At 64.3% G+C, this 23514-nt stretch carries 23 protein-coding genes; 7 read left to right on the forward strand and 16 right to left on the reverse strand.

Features of this window, described 5'->3' with window-relative positions; all coding sequences use genetic code 11:
* The 3 genes from AC1DW2_RS21690 to AC1DW2_RS21700 form a co-directional block, all read right to left on the reverse strand.
* Positions 1–537 (reverse strand): SRPBCC family protein, encoded by a 537-nt coding sequence (locus AC1DW2_RS21690; RefSeq protein WP_063981081.1) that lies wholly within the window; start codon positions 535–537, stop codon positions 1–3.
* A gap of 78 nt (positions 538–615) precedes the next feature.
* Complete coding sequence (locus AC1DW2_RS21695; RefSeq protein WP_063981080.1) at positions 616–1917, reverse strand: RNA polymerase sigma factor; 1302 nt, start codon at positions 1915–1917, stop codon at positions 616–618.
* Positions 1914–2282 carry a YciI family protein gene (locus AC1DW2_RS21700; RefSeq protein WP_063981079.1) on the reverse strand — a complete coding sequence of 123 codons (369 nt, stop codon included), beginning with the start codon at positions 2280–2282 and terminating at the stop codon, positions 1914–1916. The genes AC1DW2_RS21695 and AC1DW2_RS21700 overlap by 4 nt, the downstream gene beginning before the upstream one ends.
* Positions 2283–2423: 141 nt before the next feature.
* On the opposite strand from AC1DW2_RS21700, the gene AC1DW2_RS21705 reads away from it, so the two are divergent.
* Positions 2424–3389, forward strand: coding sequence for a 2-hydroxyacid dehydrogenase (locus tag AC1DW2_RS21705; RefSeq protein ID WP_477007148.1), 966 nt, complete (start codon positions 2424–2426; stop codon positions 3387–3389).
* 187 nt (positions 3390–3576) lie between these two features.
* On the opposite strand, the gene AC1DW2_RS21710 is transcribed toward AC1DW2_RS21705, so the two are convergent.
* Entirely contained in the window at positions 3577–4221 is a 645-nt protein-coding gene (locus tag AC1DW2_RS21710) for a TetR/AcrR family transcriptional regulator (protein ID WP_028151469.1), read from the reverse strand.
* A gap of 106 nt (positions 4222–4327) precedes the next feature.
* Here AC1DW2_RS21710 and AC1DW2_RS21715 point away from each other — a divergent pair, with 106 nt between their 5' ends.
* The gene (locus tag AC1DW2_RS21715; RefSeq protein WP_063981077.1) at positions 4328–4972 is read left to right on the forward strand and encodes a glutathione binding-like protein; all 645 of its coding nucleotides are present in this window, start codon (positions 4328–4330) and stop codon (positions 4970–4972) included.
* Between the two features lie 71 nt (positions 4973–5043).
* On the opposite strand, the gene AC1DW2_RS21720 is transcribed toward AC1DW2_RS21715, so the two are convergent.
* The 3 genes from AC1DW2_RS21720 to AC1DW2_RS21730 all read right to left on the reverse strand — a co-directional run bounded on the left by AC1DW2_RS21720 (position 5044) and on the right by AC1DW2_RS21730 (position 7997).
* Complete coding sequence (locus tag AC1DW2_RS21720; RefSeq protein WP_063981076.1) at positions 5044–5811, reverse strand: substrate-binding periplasmic protein; 768 nt, start codon at positions 5809–5811, stop codon at positions 5044–5046.
* Positions 5812–5847: 36 nt separating this feature from the next.
* On the reverse strand, positions 5848–6189 hold the full coding sequence (locus AC1DW2_RS21725) for a c-type cytochrome (protein WP_135214749.1): 342 nt from the start codon (positions 6187–6189) through the stop codon (positions 5848–5850).
* 89 nt (positions 6190–6278) lie between these two features.
* Positions 6279–7997 (reverse strand): outer membrane protein assembly factor BamB family protein, encoded by a 1719-nt coding sequence (locus AC1DW2_RS21730; RefSeq protein WP_477007154.1) that lies wholly within the window; start codon positions 7995–7997, stop codon positions 6279–6281.
* Positions 7998–8601: 604 nt separating this feature from the next.
* On the opposite strand from AC1DW2_RS21730, the gene AC1DW2_RS21735 reads away from it, so the two are divergent.
* Both AC1DW2_RS21735 and AC1DW2_RS21740 read left to right on the forward strand, forming a co-directional pair.
* Positions 8602–10014 carry a DUF4403 family protein gene (locus tag AC1DW2_RS21735; protein ID WP_063981073.1) on the forward strand — a complete coding sequence of 471 codons (1413 nt, stop codon included), beginning with the start codon at positions 8602–8604 and terminating at the stop codon, positions 10012–10014.
* A 23-nt stretch (positions 10015–10037) separates the two neighbouring features.
* Positions 10038–11207, forward strand: coding sequence for an alpha/beta fold hydrolase (locus AC1DW2_RS21740; RefSeq protein WP_063981072.1), 1170 nt, complete (start codon positions 10038–10040; stop codon positions 11205–11207).
* A 27-nt stretch (positions 11208–11234) separates the two neighbouring features.
* On the opposite strand, the gene AC1DW2_RS21745 is transcribed toward AC1DW2_RS21740, so the two are convergent.
* From AC1DW2_RS21745 to AC1DW2_RS21770, 6 genes are all read right to left on the reverse strand, one after another.
* The gene (locus AC1DW2_RS21745; protein ID WP_063981071.1) at positions 11235–12884 is read right to left on the reverse strand and encodes a hydantoinase B/oxoprolinase family protein; all 1650 of its coding nucleotides are present in this window, start codon (positions 12882–12884) and stop codon (positions 11235–11237) included.
* Between the two features lie 2 nt (positions 12885–12886).
* The gene (locus AC1DW2_RS21750) at positions 12887–14971 is read right to left on the reverse strand and encodes a hydantoinase/oxoprolinase family protein (protein WP_063981070.1); all 2085 of its coding nucleotides are present in this window, start codon (positions 14969–14971) and stop codon (positions 12887–12889) included.
* Between the two features lie 133 nt (positions 14972–15104).
* Positions 15105–15926: an NAD-dependent protein deacetylase gene (locus AC1DW2_RS21755; RefSeq protein WP_028151461.1), complete on the reverse strand. Its 822-nt coding sequence runs from the start codon at positions 15924–15926 to the stop codon at positions 15105–15107.
* 185 nt (positions 15927–16111) lie between these two features.
* Entirely contained in the window at positions 16112–16483 is a 372-nt protein-coding gene (locus AC1DW2_RS21760) for a signal transduction histidine kinase (RefSeq protein ID WP_187387922.1), read from the reverse strand.
* A 68-nt stretch (positions 16484–16551) separates the two neighbouring features.
* The gene (locus AC1DW2_RS21765) at positions 16552–16956 is read right to left on the reverse strand and encodes a hypothetical protein (RefSeq protein ID WP_063981068.1); all 405 of its coding nucleotides are present in this window, start codon (positions 16954–16956) and stop codon (positions 16552–16554) included.
* A 10-nt stretch (positions 16957–16966) separates the two neighbouring features.
* Positions 16967–17197, reverse strand: coding sequence for a hypothetical protein (locus tag AC1DW2_RS21770; protein ID WP_084794963.1), 231 nt, complete (start codon positions 17195–17197; stop codon positions 16967–16969).
* Positions 17198–17624: 427 nt separating this feature from the next.
* On the opposite strand from AC1DW2_RS21770, the gene AC1DW2_RS21775 reads away from it, so the two are divergent.
* The gene (locus AC1DW2_RS21775; protein ID WP_063981067.1) at positions 17625–17885 is read left to right on the forward strand and encodes a DUF1488 family protein; all 261 of its coding nucleotides are present in this window, start codon (positions 17625–17627) and stop codon (positions 17883–17885) included.
* A gap of 52 nt (positions 17886–17937) precedes the next feature.
* Here the strand turns inward: AC1DW2_RS21775 and AC1DW2_RS21780 are convergent, their stop codons facing one another.
* Both AC1DW2_RS21780 and AC1DW2_RS21785 read right to left on the reverse strand, forming a co-directional pair.
* Positions 17938–18774: an SDR family oxidoreductase gene (locus AC1DW2_RS21780; protein ID WP_063986088.1), complete on the reverse strand. Its 837-nt coding sequence runs from the start codon at positions 18772–18774 to the stop codon at positions 17938–17940.
* A gap of 74 nt (positions 18775–18848) precedes the next feature.
* On the reverse strand, positions 18849–20168 hold the full coding sequence (locus AC1DW2_RS21785; RefSeq protein ID WP_477007149.1) for a solute carrier family 23 protein: 1320 nt from the start codon (positions 20166–20168) through the stop codon (positions 18849–18851).
* Between the two features lie 162 nt (positions 20169–20330).
* Between AC1DW2_RS21785 and AC1DW2_RS21790 the strand changes: the two genes are divergently transcribed.
* The gene (locus AC1DW2_RS21790; protein WP_071909716.1) at positions 20331–21665 is read left to right on the forward strand and encodes a dicarboxylate/amino acid:cation symporter; all 1335 of its coding nucleotides are present in this window, start codon (positions 20331–20333) and stop codon (positions 21663–21665) included.
* 54 nt (positions 21666–21719) lie between these two features.
* On the opposite strand, the gene AC1DW2_RS21795 is transcribed toward AC1DW2_RS21790, so the two are convergent.
* A complete protein-coding gene (locus tag AC1DW2_RS21795; protein ID WP_063981064.1) occupies positions 21720–23315 on the reverse strand; it encodes an ABC-F family ATP-binding cassette domain-containing protein in 1596 nt (531 codons plus the stop codon).
* A 50-nt stretch (positions 23316–23365) separates the two neighbouring features.
* Here AC1DW2_RS21795 and AC1DW2_RS21800 point away from each other — a divergent pair, with 50 nt between their 5' ends.
* A complete protein-coding gene (locus tag AC1DW2_RS21800; RefSeq protein ID WP_477007150.1) occupies positions 23366–23506 on the forward strand; it encodes a hypothetical protein in 141 nt (46 codons plus the stop codon).
* Positions 23507–23514 lie beyond the last annotated feature (8 nt).

The following is a 23514-nucleotide window of genomic DNA, read 5'->3' on the forward strand; positions in this document are numbered from 1 at the left end:
TTACTTCTCGGTGAGCTTCTTCAGGCTGGCGAGGCCGGCCTCGAAGTCCTTGCCGATCATGTTGTCCATGTTGATGAACACCTGCATCACCTTGGACATGAACGGCGCCGGACCGTACATCGCCCATGTGACCAATGTGGCATCGCCTTGCGGCACAAAGGTGAACTCGGCGGTATTGTGGCCTTCGAACGGGCGCTCGAAATCGAGCTTGATCCGAAGCTTCGACGGCGTGCTCGCCTCGAGGATCTCCATATGCCCGGCGCCGACATTATTGTTGCCATCCCAGGCATAGGTCGCGCCCTTGCCTGACGCGGTTCTGCCGAAGGTCCGCTTCATGCCGGGGTCGCGATCCTCATAGGGCGACCAGCTCATCCAGAAATGGAAATCGGCAACGTGCGGATAAATCGCATCGGCCGGCGCCTTCACGGCGAGCGAGCGCTCGACACGGAACGTATCGGGTTTTGTCAATGCGAAGACGAGGACCGCGGCTATGCCGACGGCGAGGACGACGGCGATGATGGCAATGGCTTTCAGCATGAGTGGCTCCCTGGATATGGAATTAAGACGAAGGGGAACGGCGGGAGCCGACAATCGGCGGGACGAAATTTTTGGCCGTCACTTTGCCTTTGCGCCCTGCCTGGCGCCGCCATTGGCGCCCTTCGGCTGGCTGTCCCGGATCAGGCGATCAATGTGCATGCGGATATGGGCGGCTTCCGCCGAAGTATTGGCGAGTGCGATGGCGTGGTCGAAGGCGATGCGGGCTTCGTCGTTACGGCCGAGCTGCATCAGGAAGGCACCACGCACGCCGTGGAAATGAAAGTAGTTGGTGAGTTTCGGCGCCAGCGGCTCGATCAGCTCGAGCGCCGCTTGCGGCCCGCGCACCTTGGAGACCGCAACCGCCCGGTTGAGCGTCACCACCGGCGAAGGCTGCATCAGTTCGAGCGCGCCGTAGAGCAGGTCGATCTGCGTCCAGTCGGTTTCCTCGGGCGTCGACGCGCGCGCATGCAGCGCGGCGATCGCGGCCTGGACCTGATAGGGACCACTGCGGCGATGGCGCATCGCCTTGTCGATCAGCGCCAGGCCTTCCGCGATCATGTTGCCGTTCCACAGCGTACGATCCTGGTCGTCGAGCAGGATCACCGCGCCGTCCGCGGCAAAGCGCGCGGCGCTGCGCGCATGCTGCAACAGCAGCAGCGCTGCGAGCCCCATGATCTCCGGCTCGCTCTGGAACAGCCGCAGCAGCAACCGCGCCAGCCGGATCGCTTCCTCGCACAGCGGCTTTCGGATCTCCACAGTGTCGCCGCTGGCCGAATAGCCTTCGTTGAAGATCAGGTAGATCATTGCGGCAACGCCGGCGAGCCGCTCGGAGCGTTCGACCGCGCCAGGCGTTTCGAACGGCGCCCCGGCCTCGGCGACCTTCGCCTTGGCACGGGTGATGCGCTGCTCCATCGCCGCTTCCGAGACCAGGAAGGCGCGCGCGATCTGCTTCACGGTGAGGCCGGAGACGATGCGCAGCGCCAGCGCGATCTGCTGGGTCGCCGGCAGCTGCGGATGGCAGCAGATGAACATCAGCCGCAAAATGTCGTCGCGGTAGTGCGAGCCGTCGAGCCGCTCGGCGAGCGCGCCCTCGGCGTCGTCGAGATCGGAGATGGCCTGGTCGTCCTCGGGCAGCGGCTGCTGTTTGCGGGCGCGACGGACCTCGTCGATGGCGACGTTGCGGCCGACCATGATCAGCCAGGCCGCAGGATCGCGCGGCGGCCCGTTCTGCGGCCAGGTCTTGAGCGCGCGCAGGCAGGCGTTCTGGAAGGCCTCTTCGGCGGTGTCGAGATCGCGGAAATAGCGCAGCAGCGCGCCGACCGCCTGGGGTCGCGCCGAGGTCAGCGCGGTCTCGATCCAGGCGGTGTCGGCCTCGCTCACGTCGAAATTCCTCCGGGCCGGAATACGCCGACGGGGCGCACCTCATAGGCGCCGCCGGGATTGGCCGCGCCGAGGTCGCGCGCGACGTCGAGGGCTTCGTCGAGGTTCTTGCAATCCACGATGTAGAAGCCGAGCAATTGCTCCTTGGTCTCCGCATAGGGGCCGTCGAGCACCAGCGGCGGGTCTTCCTTGCGCAGCGTCGCCGCGGCCGTGGTCGGCAGCAACCGCGCCACCGGACCGAGCCGGCCCTGCTGTGTGAGCTTGTCCTGCACCACGGCGAGCTTCTTCATCACGGCCTCGTCCTGGTCCTTGCTCCAGGAGCCGACGAAGTCCTCGTCGTGATAGCAGAGGATCGCATAAAGCATGGGCAGCACCTTCCTGAACGCTTGTTTTTAAGACGATCCAATATGCCCCGCCCCGACAGGGCTGCGGAAAAAATTTGCGAGAAAAATCCGTCGGATCGTGCCAAGGAGGGTTTTCAAAACGGAACCGACGAGGCACTTCGAATGAGCATGGGCACACTGGCCGTCCTGATCAACAGCACGGAGCAGAACTGGCTGCCGGAGCGCTGGAAGGCCCGGTTCGACGCGGTCTGCGGCGGTCGCCGTGTGGTTCTGCTGCCGGATTCCGATCTCAATCCGGCCGAGGTGCACTATGCCGCGGTATGGAAGCCGGTGCCGGGCGACCTCGGCTCTTTTCCGAACCTGCGTGCGATCTTCAACCTGGGCGCGGGCGTCGACGCGCTGATGGCCGACAAGAGCCTGCCCGACGTGCCGCTGGTGCGCGTCGCCGTGCCTGATCTCACCAATCGCATGACCGAATATGTCGTGCTGCACGTGCTGATGCACCACCGCCAGGAGCTGTACTTGCGAGACTCGCAGCGCGCAAAACGCTGGGAGCCGCAATATCAGTGGCCGGCGAGCGCCGTCACCGTCGGCGTGATGGGGCTTGGCACGCTGGGGGCGGATGCCGCCGACGTGCTGCGCCGGCTCGGCTTCCGCGTTACCGGCTGGAGCCGCAGCCCGCGCACGATCGAGGGCGTCGAATGCTTCCATGGCGCCGCACAGATCGATGCGTTCCTGCGCAAGACCGACATCCTGGTCTCACTGTTGCCGCTGACGCCGGATACGCACGGCATCCTCAACCGCGACGTCTTCACCAAGCTCAACCGCAACAGCCCGCTCGGCGCGCCCGTGCTGATCAATGCGGGTCGCGGCGGCTTGCAGAACGAGGCCGACATCCTGGCCTGCCTCGACGACGGCACGCTTGGCGCGGCCTCGCTCGACGTTTTCGTGCAGGAGCCGCAGCCTGCCGACAGCCGGTTCTGGACCCACCCCAAGGTGCTGCTGACCCCGCACAACGCGGCCGACACCGACGCGGATGCAATCTCGGCCTATGTCGCCGAGCAAATCGCAAAGTTCGAGGCCGGCGGGGCGCTGGAGAACGTGGTGGACCGGGCACGGGGATATTAGACGCTTCGGCAGACTGAGAGAGGCACGCACGCGCCCCACTCTCGCTGTCGTCCCCGCGTACGCGGGGACCCATACCGCGTGATTTATCGTTGCGGATGGTCGCAGTACCGAACGACCAGTCGTCGCCAAACCACTCCCTGTGGTTATGGGTCCCGGGCTCGCGCTGCGCGCGCCCCGGGACGACGGCCTAACTTTTGGCCCCCACCATCACGTCAATCGCACCCTTCACGATCGCCTCGAGCTCTTTGCGCGACACGCGGGCGCGGGAGCGGATGGCGATCGAATGCACGGTTGCGGAGGCGAGCTGCGCCAGCACGGCCGGGTCGGCGCTCGCGGGCAGCTCGCCCTTCTCCTTGGCGCGGCGGAAGCAACTGGCAAAGGCCTTGTCGAGCTCGGTCAGTCCATCCAGAACCATGGCACGGATCTCGGGATCGCCGACGGCTTCGGACGCCGCGGTCACCACCGTGAAGCAGCCGCGCGGACCGGTCTCGCCGGAGAGATAGATGTTCAGCGCGGACGCGAAGATGCGCTCGAGCCGCTGGCGCACCGGCATCTCCTGGCGAAAGATCTCGACCATCGAGGCGCGCGCGTCCTCGCGGTAGCGCTGGTAACTCTTGATGTAGAGCTCGCGCTTGTCGCCGAAGGCGCCGTAGAGGCTCGGCCGGTTCATGCCGGTCGCTTCGCTGAGATCGTCCAGTGACGTCGCCGCAAAACCCTGCCGGCGGAACAGGTCGAGCGCCTTGCCGAGCGCGACGTCGGGCTCGTAGGCGCGCGGACGGCCACGCCGCTTCGGTTCATTGGCGGCAGCTGGCGGCTTCGATTTTTGTACCATTTCGCAAATTAATCCTTGACCGCCGCGATATTATACAAGATGGTACAAAAATCAATCTGGCCAGGTTGAGCGACACCCAAAGAGGAATTGCCCAAGGAGGCCCAAGATGGATCTTTATTTCTCGCCGCTCGCCTGTTCGATGGCGACCCGCGTCGCGCTGTATGAAGCCGGCGCCGAAGCGAATTATCTCGAAGTCGATCCGCCGACCAAGACAGTGCTGAACGACGGCACCGACTTCCGCACGGTCAACCCGATCGGGCTCGTGCCAACGCTGCGCACCGACGAGGGCGTGGTGCTGACCGAGAACGCCGCGATCCTGCAATATGTCGCGGATCGGTTCCCGCAATCCGGCCTCGGTGCGGCCCAGGGTATCGATCGCACCCGGCTGCATCAATGGCTCTGCTTCATCGGCACCGAGCTGCACAAGGGCCTGTTCATCCCCCTGCTCGACCGCAAGGCGCCGCAGGAAACCAAGGCCTATGCGCTGGAGAAGAACCTGTCGCGGCTCGACTATCTCGAGAACTACCTGAAGGGGCGCGACTTCCTGCTCGACCATTTCAGCGTGGCGGATGCCTATCTCGTCACGGTCATCAACTGGACCATGGCGACCCCGCCGATCGAGCTCGCCAAATGGCCGAACGTGAAGGCGTACCACGACCGCCTGCGCCAGCGGCCGTCGGTCGCGAAGGCGATCGCCGAAGAGTTCGAGCTGTACAAGGCCGAGCAGGCGCGGAAGAAAGCGGCGGCCTAAGCCAAAGCGAGATATTCATAACGACGTCGTCCTGGCCAAACCGGGACGGCGTCGTTCGTTCGGCAATTCAGCTACCTCGGCGCTTGCAGCACGATCCCATAGCGACCGTAGATCCGATCGATCGTGCCGTCGTTGCGCAGCCGTTCCAGCGCTCCGTCGATCGCCTCGCGCAACGCATCATCCGGGCGGACCATGCCGACGGCGACATTCCAGTTGAGATCGGCCACGCCCTCGTCGCGATCCAGAATCCGGAGTGCCTTGTCAGGATGCGTCAGATTGAAGTAGCCCGCCGCGGTGGGCGTGACCGCAGCCGCATCGATCTCCTTGTTTGATACGGCGTCGAGGCTGTCGGTCTCGAAGCCGAAGATCGATATGGGCACGTGCCGCTGACCGATGATCATGGCGGCGACAGAGCCGACCTGCACCCCCACCTTGGTATGCTCGCCGAGGCTCTTGAACGATGTGAGCGCGCTGGATGACGGCACCGCGAGCGCGACGCCCGTGCGATAGTACGGTTTCGAGATCCTCAAGCGGGTCTCGCCTTGCGCTTCGCGATCGGCGATGACATCCAGAAGAATGTCACAATTGGCGCTGCGCATTTGGTACTGCGTGATGATCCAGTCGAGCCGTAGCGAGACACCGAGCTCGCGTGCCAGCACCTGTCCCAACTCGACCTGAAAGCCGGATGGATCGCCGCCCTTGCGCGCAAAAGGAAGCGAGTTGGGATGCGCGCAGAGTCCGAGCGCGCCACTCGCGCGGATCGCCTCCAGGGTTCGCGCCTGCGCCGGTCCGGACAGCCCGATGGCGGCACCGACGATAATCAGGACAATTGCCTTCATGCCGCGTCTCATCTGGATGGATCAGGTCCCGGCGGGTCAGCCCTCGCGCGGCTTCAAGGCGCGGATATATTTGACGATCTGGTCGATCTGCGCGTCACTGAAGCTCTCGCCGAATGCCGGCATCGCACCTTGCTTGCCGATCTTGATACGGTTGTGCAGAAATTCGTCGTCTCGTTGCGAATTCATCAGTTGCGGTCCCCTGCCAGCAGCTCGGCCGCCGTCGGAGTGGCAAAAGCCGCAGGTGCCTGCGAACAACTGCTCGACGTCCAGTGACCCGTTGTCCGGCGCCGGCGTGGCAGATTGAGCTCGAGCCACCACAACGCACAGCAACGAAGCGCCCAGCACCGCCGGAAGCGACTTCAAATGCAGTTTCAACACGTCCGCTCCATTCCTGAATCACGCCCGCCGCTGCAATCGACCGAGGAGCGGGTTTGCCACCCGCTCCTCGGCAGATCGTTTGAGACAGACTATTTCAAGCTGAAGACGACGAGGGCGCCGTCGTCACGCGGCATGCTCTTGTAGACGCCGCCGAAGTTTGGCGCATATTCGTCCGCCAGCATGCCGCCGAAGCCGGCCGCCACGGCGATATATTGCTTGCCGCCGACGGAGTAGCTGACGATACCGCCCTGGTGGCCGGTGMCGTTGTTGTGCTTCCACAACTCGGCCCCGGTTTCGGCATCGTAGGCGTGAAGGATGCCACGGGAGTCGGGTACGAACACAAGATTACCCCCGGTCGACAAAACGCTCCCAAGCGGCGGCTCGGGAAAGCGAACCTCCCATTTTTTCGCGCCCGTTATCGGGTCGCGCGCGTCGAGATGTCCGTAGATCTCGCCGCTCGGAGGCGGCACCATCTTGAAGTCGGCGCCGATGTTGAGCTGGACCTGGGGCGCGGTGACCGGCGTCGTCTTCTGAATATCCAGCGTCATGCACCATTCCTGGCCGATCTTGTAATAAAGACCGGTCTTCGGGTTGTACGAGCCGGCATTCCAGCTGATGCCGCCGCCAATGAAGGGACACAGCGGTACTTCAGTGACTTTCCCGACAGGGAAATCGCGACGGCCGATCAGCGCGCCCGTCTTGGGATCGATATCCTTGACGAAGTTGATGTTCTCAACCAGCCGCCAGACGTTCTTCACGCCAAGATTACGGTCGTAGACGAAGACGAAGCCGCCCTTGTTCGGATGAACCACGTATTTCTGGCCATCGCGCTCAAGCATCACGAACTCGCCGACGGCGCTGTCGAAGTCCCAGGCGTCGTGAGGCAGTTCCTGATGGTAGGATTTCAGCTTTCCGGTATCGATATCGAGAGCGATGACCGAACTCGTATAGAGATTGTCGCCGGGACGCGCACCTTGCGTCTTGTAATCAGCGCCCGACCAATCGTAGAGCGGCGCCGGGTTCGCGGTGCCCCACAGGACGGAGTTGGTCTCGGAGTCGTAGGTGCCCGGCATCCAGCCGCCGCCACCGCCCGTGCGCCAGGAATCGTTGCCCCAGGTCTTCATGGCCTCGTCGGTGCCCGCGACCGTCAGAAACTCCCACTTCTTCTTGCCGGTGGTGGCATCGACGGCGAAGATCGGGCCGCGACCTGGCCATTCACCCCCCTGCGAGCCGATGATGACGCTTCCCTTCGCGTAAAGCGGCGCGCCGGTGAAGCCGACCGTGAGCTTCTGCGAGTCGATCAGCCTGGTTTCCCAGAGAACCTTTCCCGACTTCGCATCGAGCCCGAACAAACGACCATCCATCGTACCGACGAAGACCTTGCCTTCACCAAGGGCTACACCGCGGTTGTAGGGCGAGTGGGTCTGTCGGCTGATGAGCGCCTCATCGAGTTCCGGAAAGAACGACCAGATGACCTCGCCGGTCGCGCCGTTCAGCGCAAAGACCCGGCTGTACGAACCCGAATAATAGAGCACGCCGTCGGCCACGAGCGGCATTGACTGCAGGCCGCGCGTCGATCGTCCGGGAATGTGCGTCCAGGCTACGCCCAGATTGCCGATGTTGCTCGCATTGATCTGCGCGAGCGGGCTGTAGTGATGGGATTTGTATGAACCATGATAGGTGAGCCAATCGTTCTGACCGGCGTTCTCGATCCGGGCAGTATCCACGGATTGGGCCAACGCCGCCGACGCCGCAAGTGTCGCGCCGACAACAAGAGGTAGACCAGAATTACACCAACGCTTCTTCATCCGTTCCTCCCGCTTTTGTGTTTTGTTGAACTCGTGTCTCGCAGACGCTGCGAGGGATGTTTGCAGCTCGCTAAGTGTCGGTTCTTCTCCATCGCATATGAGCTGCCAACAGCTCTCGATCTCTCTCGGCGGACATCGCCAAAAGGAGCTACGTTTCCTGGACTGGTTGCTGTTGCACTCCTGCTCGCTCTCACAGAGTACGCCGGATGAGGGAGGGCGCAAAGATGGAATGCGCGAGCGGCGCGAATTTAACGCGCAGCACGAATTCGAAACGTCAGCTGCGCTGACCGTTTCGTCTTGGCCGCAGATCTCGGACTCAAAAATCGCAGCGCCCACGGAGAAGCTTCATCGCGTGATCATTTGGACGGGGGCGGCGTCAATCTCTTTTGAGCAATTCAAGAACGGCCATCATGCCGGAGCGATATACAAAGCCTTGCTCAAAGCGCGACGCCGCGCCATACAAGTGCCGCGATACGCGACCATTGAATACAAGCAATAATTGATCCACCGACCGCCCTCTCCTACCGCGATTTTGCTCTGAAGACCGAATGGCCCCGCGGCCGGCGGCCTGGGCGCGAAGCAGGGCCAAGCTGGAATAAGAAGAATGCCCGTTTCTTTGCGAATTGTTCGTTCGACGAAACGTGCCGGGCTTGTTGCGCTCGCCCTCACCGCACTCGCGCAAGTCGCGCACGCCGCCGACAAGCCGCCGCTCGCTCCCGATCCGCCGGCGCCGCTCGCCGCGACCTCGCGAGTGTCCGCAACCATCGAGTTCGGTCTTCCCGCGCTCGCCAAGGCGATCGAGCAGGATATCCCCAAGCGGCTTGCCACCATCGACGAGCGCGTCAACTGCGTGCACCGCCGCGTACTGATGTTCCGTGTCAACGCCAATTGCGACGTGTTTGGCTTCGTCAATCGCACCAGCGGCGTCTCGCTCTATGGCCGCGGCGACCGAGTCTATGGTGCAGTCTCGATCTACGGCGCGGCCGAAGGCCAGGGCGCCAACCGCTTCACCGCGCGCATCCGCGGCCAGACCGAAGCGCGCGCGACGATCGAGGCCGAGGCACGGCCCGCGCTGCGCAAGGACTGGTCGCTCGACCTGAATTTCAGCGACTCCTTCCACTGGAGCGAAGCACCTTATTTGCATGTGCTCGGCCGCGAGGTCGATCTTGCGCCCTACGTCGAGCCGCGCATCCGCACGCAGCTCGCGCGCGTGCGATCACGTGCCCTGGCCGCAGCAAGGAAACTCAATCTGCGCGACAAGGCGGCCGCTGCCTGGACGCATGCGTTCGAACCGATGAAGCTCGCCGACGAGCCGCCGGTGTGGCTGCAAGTGACGCCGCAAGCTGCCGCATTTGCCGGCGTGCGGGCCAACGACAAGGTGTTGTCCGGCTCGCTCGAACTCTCCGGCAGCGCCGTGACGTCGATTGGGCAGCAGGGTACGAGCGTCACCCCGACATCGCTGCCGCCGCTTGGCACCGACGTGACCACGCCGGGAACGTTCGACGTCATCCTTCCGGTCCGGCTCGGCTATGACGCGATCAAGGACAAGATCAGCCAGGCGATCGCCGCGCTGCCGGCGCAAGACAGCGCGTTGCGCGAGGTTCAGGTCTATCCGTCGGCGGGCAAGCTTGTGATCGGCCTGCGTCTTGCGAAGACGTCGGACAGCGACCCCAATGCAGGCCAATGGAGCTATCTCTCCGGCGCACTGAAGGTGGACGATACCAGCAAGAGCGTCGCGCTTGCCGATCTCGATCTCGCCGCGCAGGACGGAGAGGCAAACCCCGGCTTGCAGTCGATCGTCGCGCAATTGAAGCAGGCCGTGAACATTGACTATGGCGTCTCCTACCAGAACCTGCTGATGGCGGCGAACCAGCGGCTGACGCGTCCGCTCAAGGACGGCTTCCGTATGGAAGGCAAGCTCTCCTCGGTGCAGTTCGACAAGGCCTTGCTGCTTGCCGACGGGATCACACTCGCGTTGCGCGCGAGCGGCGAGCTGAAAATCCTGTACGGGATGTGATCGTGCGCTGGAGCGGATCGCAAATGCTTGTCGCCGCCCGCGCTCTGATGGCCGCACTCGTCATGTTCGCCGCCGGCATCGTGACTGCCCACGCGCAATCGGCATTTTACGACGCACCGGCATCGCTTGCGGACGGACCGCCTGGCAGTCTGGTGCGGCAAGAGCCAATGGATGGCGCGCCGCTCGGCGCATCGGCCTTTCGCGTGCTCTATCGCTCGACCGGATTGAAGGGCGAGCCCATTCTCGTCTCGGGCGTCGTCATCGTGCCGCAAGGACCGCCGCCACCGGGCGGCCGCTCGATCGTCGCCTGGGCGCATCCGACCTCGGGCATCGTGCCGCGCTGCGCGCCGTCGCTCGCGATCTTCCTGTTCCAGCAGATCCAGGGACTGCGCTCGATGGTGGCGCGTGGCTACATCGTCGCGGCGACCGACTATCCCGGGCTCGGCACGCCGGGTCCGCATCCTTATCTCGTCGGCGAGAGCGAGGGCCGCGCCGTGCTCGACATCGTGCGCGTCGCGCGCGATCTGCCGGGCGCCGGCGGGGCCAAGAATTTTGCCTTGTGGGGACACTCGCAGGGCGGACAGGCTGTGCTGTTTGCCGGGCAGCTGGCGCCGACCTATGCGCCCGATCTCCATCTGCTCGGCGTTGCCGCTGCGGCGCCCGCGACGGATCTCGCCACGCTGATGAGCGACGACATCAACTCAGTCGGCGGCAAGAACATCACAGCGATGACGCTGTGGTCATGGCATCGCGTCTACGACGCCGCGCTCGACGGTGTCGTCGATCCGCGCGCACTTCCGGCGATCGACCGGCTGGCGCGCGAATGCATCGAAGGTCCCTTCGATATCTTCATCCGGCAGCGGACCGAGCGGCCGCTCCAGAAATATTTTCTGACCGTGCCGGATCCGACCAAGCGCGAGCCCTGGCGCTCGCTGCTGGAGAAGAACAGCGCCGCCACGTTGCCCGCCGGCATGCCAGTGTTCCTCGCTCAAGGGACTGTCGACCAGATCATCCGGCCCGCGGTGACGCGCGCCTATATGGGCCGGCTGTGCAAGGCGGGCAGCCCCGTGAAAATGGTCACCCTTCCCAACATCGGACACGGCCGCGCCGCGCAGGCGAGCACGATGGCCGCTGTGAACTGGATGACCGACCGCTTTACCGGGAAGCCGGCGCCGAACGACTGCGGCGGGTAATCGCCGCAGTCGTTGCCGGAGCGTTAGCTACCCATAAACGGCAACAGCGTTGTCAGCCGACACGAGACCGCTCTCAACGTCATCCTTGATCGCTGCACGATCGCGCTCCTTGGGGTCGCCGATACCGGCGCCGCCCGGGGTCATCACCAGCAGCCGGTCATCCGGTGGAATGGTCTGAAAGCCCTTGCCACGCATCTTCTGGCCGGACTTCAATCCGACATAGCCGGCCTCGCCGTTCTTGCCGCCGTCGCGACCGCGCGGCGGATGATCGATGCGATCGAATGCAGCGAGGATGTCGAAGGGCGCATCGATGCCGCTGCCGACCTCGATGATCTGGCCGAGGCCGCCGCGGGTGCGCCCTGCCCCGCCGGAATCCGGGCGCAGCTCCTTGCGCCAGAAGATCAGCGGCGTCTGCGTCTCCGCGATCTCGACCGGCGTGCCGCGCACACCACTCGGATAGGCGGTGGCCGACAGCCCGTCCTTCGCAAAGCGCGCGCCGGTACCGCCATTCGAAGTCACCGCCATCGAGAACCCGTAATTGCCGCCGGCACCTGAGCGGGTCTGTCCGCGGACGTTGAGATTCCACAGGCAGGAGGTGCCTTCCGCCGGCACGCGCTCCGGAATGATCTGGCGCAGGCAGCCGAACACCACGTCCGGCAGCATCTGTCCGACGATATGACGCGACGCCACGGGCGCCGGCTTCGGCGCATTCAGGATCGCGCCCGCGGGAGCCGACACCGTCAGCGGCGAGAGCGAGCCGGCATTGTTCGGGATCTGCGAGGCGACGACGCAGCCGAGGCCGAACACGGTGTAGGCCGTGGTGTAGGACAGGGGCACGTTGATGCCGAACTTCGAAGCGGCCGAGGTGCCGTCGAAATCGACATGGATGCCCGTCTCGGAGATCGTCAGCGTCGCGGCGAGCGTCACCGGCGCATCGTAACCATCCACGACCATGCTGTTGCGCCAGCTGCCCTTCGGCAGCTTTGCGATCTCGGCCAGCACGGCCTCACGCGAGCGATCGCAGATATAGTCGCCGAGCTCGTCGAGCGTGTCGATCTCGAACTCGGTCATCATCTCGACCAGACGTTCGCAGCCGACGTCGTTGCACCCGGCCAGGGAATAGGTGTCGCCCTCGGTATCGATCGGGAGCCGCGTGTTGGTGCGGATCATCGCCATCAGCGTCTCGTTGACGACGCCCTGGTCGATCAGCTTGAGCATGGGGATGTAGAGCCCCTCCATGAACACGTCGGTGGCATCAGGGCCGAAGCCGATGCCGCCGATGTCCATGAGGTGGCTGGTGCAGGAAAACAGCGCGACCGGCTTGCCGTCCTTGAAGCAGGGCGTGGTGACGACGAAGTCGTTGAGATGACCTGTGCCCATCCAGGGATCGTTGGTGATGTAGGCGTCGCCTTCCTCCATCGTCTCGATCGGGAAATGCGCAATGAAGTGCTTGACCGATTCCGCCATCGAGTTGACGTGGCCGGGCGTGCCGGTCACCGCCTGCGCCAGCATCCGTCCCCTGAGGTCGAACACGCCGGCAGAGAGGTCGCCGCATTCGCGCACGATCGGGCTGAAGGCGGTGCGGAGCAGCACCTGCGCCTGCTCCTCGACCACAGCGATCAGCCGGTGCCACATGATCTGGAGGTCGATCAGGCTCGCGCCATTTGCCTTGCTCATGGTCAGGCCGCCTTTCGTTCCATGACGATGCTGCCGGCACCGTCGATATGGGCGTCAAAACTGTTGGAGACGAAGGTGGACGTTTCGTCCTCGGCGATCACGGCGGGACCCGCAATGGTCGCGCCCGGTGCCATGTCCTCGCGGCGATAGAGCGGGATCTCGATCACTTCCCCCGCGCGTCCGTCGAAGAATTTGCGGCTGCCCGAGGCCTTGCCGGCGGGCTTGCGCGCGACGGAAGCGACGACAGAAGGATTGTGCGCATCGGTGGTCGCGAGCACCGACCAGCTCAGAACCTCGATCGCGGCGCCCGGGATCGGCCGCTCGAACATCGCCGAATAGTCGGCCTCGAACTTCTGGCGTAGCCCGGCGAGATCGGCCGATGTCAGCCGCCGGTTCGGCAGTTCGACCGAGATCTCGTGGCCCTGGCCGACATAGCGCATGAAGGCCGCGCGGCGTTCGCGCACCGGCGCACCGGCCGCGCCCGGCTCCACCAGCGCGCGCGCTTCAGTCACCATCTCCTGGAGCAGCTCAGAGACCCCCTCGGTGTCGAAATCATCGAGGCGGACATGGCGGCTGCGCACCAGCTCATAGGCAATGGGAGCAGCCAGGAAGCCGACCGCCGAGCCGACGCCGGCATTCGAGGGCACGATGACCCGCGAGACGCCGATCTTCTCGGCGACGCGCGCCGCATGCAACGGCGCCGCGCCACCGAAGGCGATCAGCGTGTGCTGGCCGACTATCTCGCCGCGCTCGACCGCATGCACGCGCGCCGCGCTCGCCATGTTCTCGCAGACGACCTCGTGCACGGCGTAAGCCGCGGTTTCCGCCGACAGGCCCAGCGGCTCACCGACGGCGCGCAACAGCGCCGCCTTCGAAAGCTCCGGGCTGAGCTTGATCGTACCACCCGCAAAGGCATCAGGATCGATCATACCGAGCGCAACGTCCGCATCCGTCACGGCCGGACGCTGGCCGCCGCGGCCGTAGCAGGCAGGTCCCGGCTCCGACGAGGCGCTCTCGGGGCCGACAGTGACACGCTTCATCGCATCGACATGCGCGATCGAGCCGCCGCCGGCGCCGATCTCGACCATCTCGATCACGGGGATGCGCACCGGCAGGCCGGAGCCCTTCAGGAAGCGCGCCGCGCGATCGACCTCGAACACGCGCGAGGTCTCGGGCTGGTATTTTTCGATCAGGCAGATTTTTGCGGTCGTGCCGCCCATGTCGAAGGACAGCACCTTGCTCTCGCCGAGCCGCGCTGCGATCTGCGCCGCGAAGATCGCGCCGCCGGCGGGACCGGATTCGACGAGGCGCACCGGAAAGCGCCGCGCCGTCTCGATCGAGGTGACGCCGCCGCCGGAGGTGACGAGATAGATCGCGCCGCGGAACTGCTCGACCTGCAAGGCATCCGCCATGCGGGCGAGATAGCCGTCGATCAGGGGTTGCACATAGGCGTTGGCGACCGCGGTCGACGTGCGCTCGTATTCGCGGATCTCCGGACACACCGCAGAGGACACGGTCACGGAGATGCCGGGCATCTCCTCGCTGAGGATCGCGGCCGTGCGGCGCTCGTGCTCGGGATTGGCGTAGGAGTGCAGGAAGGCGATCGCAACGCTCTCGACGTTCAGCGCGCGCAATTTTGGCGCGAGTGCACGCACTGCCGCCTCGTCCAGCGGGAGGCGAACGGCGCCGTGTGCGTCGATCCGCTCCGGCACGGTGAAGCGGAGCGACCGCGGCGCCAGCGGCCTCGGCTTGTCGATGCTGAGATCGTACTGGTCATAGCGGCTCTCGGTGCCGATATCGAGCACGTCGCGAAAGCCGTCGGTCGCAATCAGCGCGGTCTTGGCGCCGCGGCGCTCGATGATCGCATTGGTCGCGAGCGTCGTGCCGTGAATGAAGACGTCGATGTCGCTCATATGCGCGCGCGCGTCAGTGAGAATGAGACGCATGCCATCCAGCACCGCCTGCTCGGGCCGCTGCGGCGTCGTCAGCACCTTGCGCGTCTTGCGATCCTGCCCCACGTCCAGCACGATGTCGGTGAACGTGCCACCGATATCAACGGCAAGCCGCACCTCGGCTCCCTCAAGCATTCCAAATTCTCCGTGCTGATCGACAAACTGTGCGAAAACCGCAGCAATTTTCATACCAGCGACAACGCCCGGGGTGAAGCGTCCGAGCCGTTTTGCGTGGCACCTATGCGGTAGAAGGGTGCGGCCCACGCGCTCAGAGCAGGAATGCAAGCGCCGCCTCGCAGCGCTCCTCGACCTTGAGCGTGAGGAGATCGTCGGCGCGGGTGCGTCCGAGATTGACCGCGGCGATCGGGATCTGCCGGTTCGCGGCAGCCTGCACGAAGCGGAATCCGGAATAGACCATCAGCGAGGAGCCGACGATCAGCATGGCGTCGGCCTGCGCCAGATGATCCTGCGCGGTGGCGACCACATCGCGCGGGACGTTCTCGCCGAAGAACACGACGTCGGGCTTGAGGATGCCGCCGCAGGCTTCGCAGGCGGGCACCTTGAACGAGGAAAAATCCGCATGCTCGAGATCGGCGTCACCATCAGGCGCATCGGCGGCGTCGAGCGTCAGCCATTCCGCATTGGCACGGCCGAGCCTATCCTGGAATTCGTTGCGCGGGGTCTTCGCTCCGCAGCCCATGCAGCGCACCAGATCGAGCCGGCCATGCAGGTCGATCACCTGCCGGTGGCCGGCGGATTGATGCAACCGGTCGACGTTCTGGGTCAGCAGCATCTCGCAGCGCCCGCTCGCCTCGAGACGGGCGAGCGCATGATGCGCATCGTTCGGCCTCGCCTGGCCGAACCGCCGCCAGCCGATCAGGCTGCGCGCCCAATAGCGCTGACGCGTAGGCTCTTCCGACATGAAGGCCTGAAAATTGACCGGCTGGGTCCGCTTCCAGTTGCCGTGGCTGTCGCGATAATCGGGAATGCCCGAATTGGTGCTGCAGCCGGCGCCGGTCAGCACGAACAAACGTTCGTGCCGGCCGACGAAATCTTCGAGCGAACGGTTTGCCTGTGGAGGGTTTGCCATGGCGCAGATGTAGTTCACGCCGTGTCGTTTTGCCAGATCACTCCCGCGCCAGCAGCTCGAAGCCGGCGATCAGTTTTTGGCCTGCGTCAGCCCGAGCAGGTCGGCCAGAGCCTCCACGCCTCCCATCTTCATGACGGGGCACATTGGCAAACCAGTGACCGCTACCGGGCGGCGTTCCAATCGGATCAGGCGCGCCGGTGAAATGCCGGCGGCAACGGCTCGCGCACCAGTTCGCTGAGATTCAAGGTCTCCCCGCTTTCCGCGATGTCCGAGAACAACACCTCGACAAACGGATGCTGACGGTTGAACGCGGTGCCCCGCTGGTATTTGGCGCTCACGATGCGCTCAAGCGCGGCAAAGTTCCGTTTCCCAAGCGCGCTGTATTGCTTCCGGAACAAACTCTGACGTCCGCCACTGTGCTCGATCGATTCGGCCCAAACGTCCATCACCTTGCGACTGACGAACGCCTCGACTTCTCTCGTGCCTTCCTGGGCAAGAAGCCGCAGACCGTCCATGGCATGCGGCTGTTCATCGATACGGAATTTTGTCAGTGCCATCTGGATCCTCCTGTTGTTTGCGTCCATATGCTTCGCGAACCGCGCCTCTCGCTCAGCCCCTGAACATGTCAGATCTTGGCGGGATCGGCGTCGTGCCTATGCTTGTGAAGAAACCGGGCAATCTGCCCACGGAGCGCCGCCGTATCCAGCAATGTCCCAACCGATCCGGCGGTATCGAAGATCTCCCGCTGGAGCGTCGTCGGCAATGAATTCCATTGCATGATGACGGCCGCACCGAGACAGCGCAAAACGCGCTCTTCCTCCGCCGCGAGGGCTGCGCCGCGCAGTCGCTCCGTCCCCCCGGCATTGACTGCATCCACGTATTGGTCCGCGAGCATCTGCTCGTTGTCCGCGCGCGATGTGTGGCTATCCTGCAGTTGTTCGAATTTGCGCGTATCGGCTTTGCCGGGCGAATTCCTCGCCAGTTCGCCATACGCGGCCGCTTTTGCACGATACTGCAGAAATTTAAACATGCGGGCTCCTTCAACAGCGATCCTTCGCCGCCGAGAAATACGTGAGGATTTCAGCGGCATTTCCGAGAATCGCTGCCCGGCGCATTGCCACCGTGCGCTTGTCTCCCGACGGCATCTTGCGGGCAAGGTCGAGGGCGTTGATCGCCCTGGCGCTCAACTCGCAAGCCAAAGAGGCCGGGATCGATTCTGACGAGCTGCTCGCTTGAGCCGATGGCGAAGGCACGCCAAGACCGGCTACCATTGTATGAGCATCGCTGCGGCGATCAACACCACGAAGAAAACCGGTAGCAAGACCGGAGGTACGAGCCACTCGCGAAGGCTGAATCTAGGGGAATCCGACATACTGACCGCCTGTTGGTTCTGGCGGGAGCGCAATGCTCTCAGTCACCGATGACAGCCGAGGGGCGCGCGGTGATAAACTGTATCTAGTGATCCCTTCGCCGAATAGCGAGGCTTATCAAGAAACTATTTGTCGCGATCGGCATTGAATCGGATTGCTGCCCTGTTGCCAAATCTTCATTTGAGAGAGGCGCAACCGGCGCGTCTTCGTCTGGACGGAACGTCCGTGTTCCTGACGTACGCGGGTCGAGCGTCGGCCACCCGGCGAGCTCCGACTCAAACGGCGAAAAGGCCGGCGCGCGGCACCTGCAACCTGATCGGCCTGAACCATGATCGACTTTCCAAATCACAGCCGCTCGTATGATCGGACGCGGCATGCCGTGCGGTTCTGGGGACACGACAGCGCCATCGAGGCCTCGTTCTTCATCGACGAAGACGCATTGAAGCGGATTCAACCGGGCACCCGTTCCAGCGAATCGGGATTTCTGATCGCGTTCGATTCCAACCGCGACTTGATATGTGCGGCTGCGGCCAGGAAGTATGTCCGCGGCAGCCGGGGCTCCTACGACCTGCTCGCAGCAGATTTTTGAAGCGTTCGGCATGGGATGATGAGTTCGTGGTTTCGGTCGTGAATCCACGTTTCTAGCTCGCCCAGTTCTCGCGAAACTCGGGGAACAGCGTCAGGCCTCCGCAGGCGTAAATGGTCTGGCCCGTAATGTAACTGGCGTCATCCGAGGCGAGGAAGGCGAACACGGCGGCGATCTCTTCCGGGGTGCCGACCCGTCCCAGCGGAATGTGGCTGGTGACGACGCCGCGCTTGGCGGGATCACCCGTCCAGGCCGCGTTGATCGGCGTGTCGATCGCACCGGGGCCGACCGCATTGACGCGAATGCCGCGGCCGGCGAATTCCAGCGCCAGCGTGCGTGTCAGATTGGCGATGCCGCCCTTGCTGATCGAGTAAGCGAGATAGCCGGGCTTCGGAATGATCTGGTGGACGCTGGAGCAATTGATAATGCTGCCGCCTCCGCCGCGCGCGACGAAGTGCGCGAGCGCCTTCTGCGCGCAGAGCACGGCGCCGTTGAGATTGACGTCGATGATGCGGCGGTAGGTGTCGATGTCGAGCTCCTCGCTCGGCGACTCCCGCTGGAAGCCGGCATTGTTGACGAGGCAGTCGAGCCGCTTCCAGCGCGAAAGCACTGTCTCGAACATCGCGGCGACTTCCTGCTCATTGCTGACATCGGCCCTGACGACGACATGATCGAGCTTGCCGTGGCCGCGGTCAGCCGATCCTGTCCTTGCGAGCGCGAGCGTCTCCTCGGCCCTCTCGGGGTGATCGACATAGTTGATGGCGACGGTCGCGCCCTCCTGCGCGAGCCGAATGGCGATGGCGCGGCCGATGCCTTGCGAGGCACCGGTCACCAGCGCGTATTGGCCGACGAGGCGGGAGGAAAACGGGGTCGAGCGATCGGTCTGCGGCATGAACTTTCTCCGGGGATGCTTCATCATGGACGGAACCGGCGTTTTGTTCCATCCCGCTTGCGCATCGCAGGGATTCACCCGGCGCGGCGCGCGAGCGGCGAGGTCAGGATCTGGTAGAGAATGATGGCGCCGAAGGTCGCCGTGCCGATCCCGCCGATCGTAAACGCGCCGAATTTGAACGTGAGGTCGCCGGCGCCCGCGGTCAGCGCCACGGCGACGGTGATCAGGTTCGCAGGATTGGCGAAATCCACCTTGTTCTCGACCCAGATCCGTCCGGCCATCGCGGCGATCAATCCGAACAGCACGATCGAGAGGCCGCCGATGACGGGGCCGGGAATCGACAGGATCAGTGCGCCGAACTTCGGCGAGAAGCCGAGCAGGATCGAGACCGTGGCCGCGAATGCAAACAACAGTGTCGAATAGACCTTCGTCGCCGCCATGACGCCGATGTTCTCGGCATAGGTGGTGACGCCGGTGCCGCCGCCGCAGGCCGCCACGATGGTCGCGAGGCTGTCGGCGAACAGGGCGCGGCCGAGATAGGCATCGAGGCTCCGGCCCGTCATCGCGCCGACGGCCTTGATGTGACCGAGGTTCTCGGCGACGAGGATGACCGCAACCGGCGCGATCAGAAAGATTGCATCGGCCTGGAAGGTCGGCGTGGTAAAGCTTGGCATGCCCAACCACGGCGCGGCCGCGAGCTGCGCGAAGTCGATCGGCTTGCCGAAGCCGAGGCCGTTTGCGAACAGCAGGTACAGGAGATATCCGCCGATCGCACCGAGGATGATCGGCAGGCGGCGCCACAGGCCTGGAGCGGCAACGGCCACCACGCCGATGATCAGAACCGTCGCGAGCCCGATCCAGGTGTCGAACGCGTTGACGCTCACCGCCTTGACCGCCACGGGCGCGAGATTGAGGCCGATCGCGGCGACCACGGCCCCGGTGACGGCCGGCGGCATCAGGCGCTCGACCCAGCCAACGCCGGACCACATCACGATCAGCGCGATCACGCCGTAGAGCACGCCGGCGCCAACGATGCCGCCGAGCGCGACGGAGAGATTTGGATTCGGCCCCTGCCCGGCATAGCCGGTGGCGGCGATGACGACGGCGATGAACGCGAAGCTCGAGCCGAGATAGCTCGGCACGCGCCCGGCGACGATGACGAAGAAGATCAGCGTGCCGATGCCGGAGAACAGGACCGCAACATTGGGATCGAACCCCATCAGCAACGGCGCGATGATCGTCGAGCCCGACATCGCTACGCAATGCTGGAGACCGGAGACGACGGTCTGGCCCCATGACAGCCGTTCCTCCGGCATGATCACGCCCGAGGCCTTGAATTTCCAGCGCGGAAAATAGCTCTGCGGCTGCTCGTCCGAGCCCATCGTGGTTGTCATATTCCCCCCGTTGCGGTGCAGCGACCGATCTTCGTGCGATCCGACAAAAATGTGATTGTCGCTTCTGCGGCGACCATCACATGATGCGAGTCATGCAAGATTCAAAGCTTGCAAAATCCAGATCTTGCAGAATCAAAATCAATGCGTTCCGGGGCACACACTATGACACAAGTCGCGATCCAGCCAGCCGTCCATCGCCGGCATCAACCCTGGTACAAGATCCTCTACATCCAGGTCCTGATCGCGATCGCACTCGGGGTGCTCATCGGCTATTTCTATCCTGATCTCGGCAAGGAGCTGAAGCCGCTCGGCGACGGCTTCATCGCGCTGATCAAGATGATGATCGCGCCTGTGATCTTCTGCACCGTGGTGCACGGCATTTCCTCGATGGGCGACCTCAAGCGCGTCGGCCGGGTCGGGCTGAAGTCGCTGATCTATTTCGAGACGGTCTCGACCGTCGCGCTCGCCATCGGCCTGCTGGTCGGCGAGATTCTCCAGCCCGGGCACGGCTTCAACATCGATCCCGCCACGATCGACCCGAAATCGGTGGCGACCTACGTCACCAAGGCCAAGGAAGAGGGTATCGTCGCCCATCTGATGGCGATCATTCCCGACAGCTATGTGGGCGCGATCGCGCGCGGCGACCTGCTTCAGGTGCTGCTGATCTCGATCCTGTCGGGCTTCGCCATCGCCTTCCTCGGCAAGGCCGGCGAGCCGATCGCGGAGGCGATCGACAAGGCCGCGAAAATGTTCTTCGGCATCATCCGCATCATCGTGCGCGTCGCGCCGATCGGCGCGTTCGGCGCGATGGCGTTCACCGTCGGCGCCTACGGCCTCGGCTCGCTGCTCAACCTCGCGGCCCTGATCGGCACGTTCTATCTCACCAGCATCCTGTTCGTGTTGATCGTGCTGGGCTCGATCGCGCGGCTCTCCGGCTTCTCGATCCTGCGCTTCATCGCCTACATCAAGGACGAACTCTTGATCGTGCTCGGCACCTCCTCGTCGGAAACGGTGCTGCCGCAGATGATCCAGAAGATGGAGCATCTCGGCGCCTCGCGCTCGGTGGTCGGCCTCGTCATTCCGACCGGCTACAGCTTCAACCTCGACGGCACCAACATCTACATGACGCTGGCGACGCTGTTCCTGGCGCAGGCGACCAACACCCATCTGACGATCTGGCAGGAGCTCGGCATTCTCGGCATCGCCATGATCACCTCGAAGGGCGCCTCGGGCGTGACCGGCGCCGGGTTCATCACGCTTGCCGCGACGCTCTCGATCGTTCCCGACATCCCGATCCAGTCGATCGCGATCCTGGTCGGGATCGACAAGTTCATGAGCGAGTGCCGCGCGCTGACCAACCTGATCGGCAACGGTATCGCCTGCGTCGTCATCAGCATCTCCGAAGGCGAGCTCGATCGCGAGGCTCTGCACGAGACCATGGCTCATCCGCTGGAGATGGGCGAGGCGCTCGAACCGGGCGGCAGCGCGGCCTCGTAGGCCGCGCCACGCAGCCCCGCTGGGGGCAGGGCGTCGGGTTCTTGTTGTCGGGCCTTAGAGAGCAGTGTTGGCGACCAGCTCGACCCTGCGCGTGATATCGATCGCCTGCAGGAACGCCTCGTCGTGACTGACCACGAGCAGCGCGCCGTCATAGGCCCTCAAGCCTGCCTCGATGGCTTCGATGGACTCGATGTCGAGATGATTGGTCGGCTCGTCCAGGATGAGCAGGGACGGCGGCGCCGCCCCGCCTAGAACGCAGGCGAGGCCCGCACGAAACAGCTGTCCGCCACTCAGGCTCCCCACGATCTGCGCGGCGGCATCGGCGCGAAACGCGAACCGGGCCAGGGCAGCATGGCACTCGTTCGCGCTCGCTTTCGGATTGAGACGCCCGAAATTGTCCAGGATGGAGATCGCGGGATCGAGCAGGCTGACCTTCTGGTCGAACAGCGCGAAGTCCGGCCTGACCCGCACGGTGCCCGCGAACGGGCGCAACTCGCCTGTGACGAGCTTGAGCAACGTTGTCTTGCCGGAACCATTCGGCCCGACGACCCCGACGCGCTCCGGGCCGACGAGCGTGAGTGAGAGATCGCGCAGGACCGGCTGCTCCGGCTGATAGCCGGCGTTGACGCGATCGAGCCATACCACCTCCCTGCCCGCCGGCAGGCCGGTCGGGGGCAGCTTGACCGACAGCGGCTGGCGAATCTCGACGCGGCGGCGAGCCGTGTCGACAGCCTCGATCGCCTCCGCGCGCCGCCGCTCGGCGATCTGCGCGGTCTTTCCGCCGCTGTCCTCGCTGCGGTCCTTGCGTGCACCGGCGAGAATGCGCGGCATGTCGCCCTTGGCGCGCTTCTTCCTGCCGCCGCTGTCCTTGCGCGCCTTGCGTTCCGCTGCCTCCTGCGCCTTGCCGTCGATCTCGGCGAGATGCTTCTCGGCATGCGCAAGGTCGTGCCTGACGGCAGCGAGCTCGATGGCCTTCTGCTCGCGGTAACTGCTCCAATTGCCGCCGTACCGTCTTGCCCCGAGCGATGTCATCTCGACGATGGCATCCATGGTCTCGAGCAGGTCGCGGTCGTGACTGACGACGATCGCCCCGCCCCGCCAGCCTGCGAGCAGATCGACCACTGACTTACGTCCATCCCGATCGAGATTGTTGGTGGGCTCATCGAGCAGCAGGAAGTCCGGCTCGGCGAAGACCAGCGCGGCCAGACGGATCCGCGTGACCTGCCCGCCCGACAAACGATCCAGCTCCGTGTCGGTATCAGGATCGAACCCGACACGCGCGAGCGCGGACGCAAGCCGCGCTTCGAGCGTCCAATCGACGTCGGTGACTTCGTCGGCGAATGCATCGCCCCGCTCGGCACGGCGAAGCAGCTCCAGCGCTGCGCGCGCGCCGAACAGATCGATCACCGCGGCGCCCGCAGGAAGCTGGACGTCCTGGCGGAGCATTCCCACGGTTCCGCTCACGAGAACGCGTCCCGCTTGGGGAATGTGCTCTCCGGTGATCGCAGCAAGCAGCGTTGTCTTGCCGACGCCGTTGCGGCCGACGAGACCAGCCCGTTCGGCACCAAATGTCAGGTTGAGGTCGGAAAGGAGAGGACGGCCGTCAGGCGTGGACAGCGAGAGGTTCGACAGAATAATCGATGCAGGCATGGAATTCCCCGTGAGCAAGGCGGATGGGCGTTGCGGTCGGGGTGAAATCCATGGATGCGAAACTCCTGATTGATGTCTCGCTGATAATCCCGTCGGGCGCCGAGATCAAGGTGCATTCCGTGCGACGCGTCCGGGCCGATCAGCAAAGCATCACGAAGCTGTTGATGGACGCTGCATGGGGCATGCGGTAAGGGGCAAA

The organism is Bradyrhizobium sp. P3_C3 (assembly GCF_056402655.1).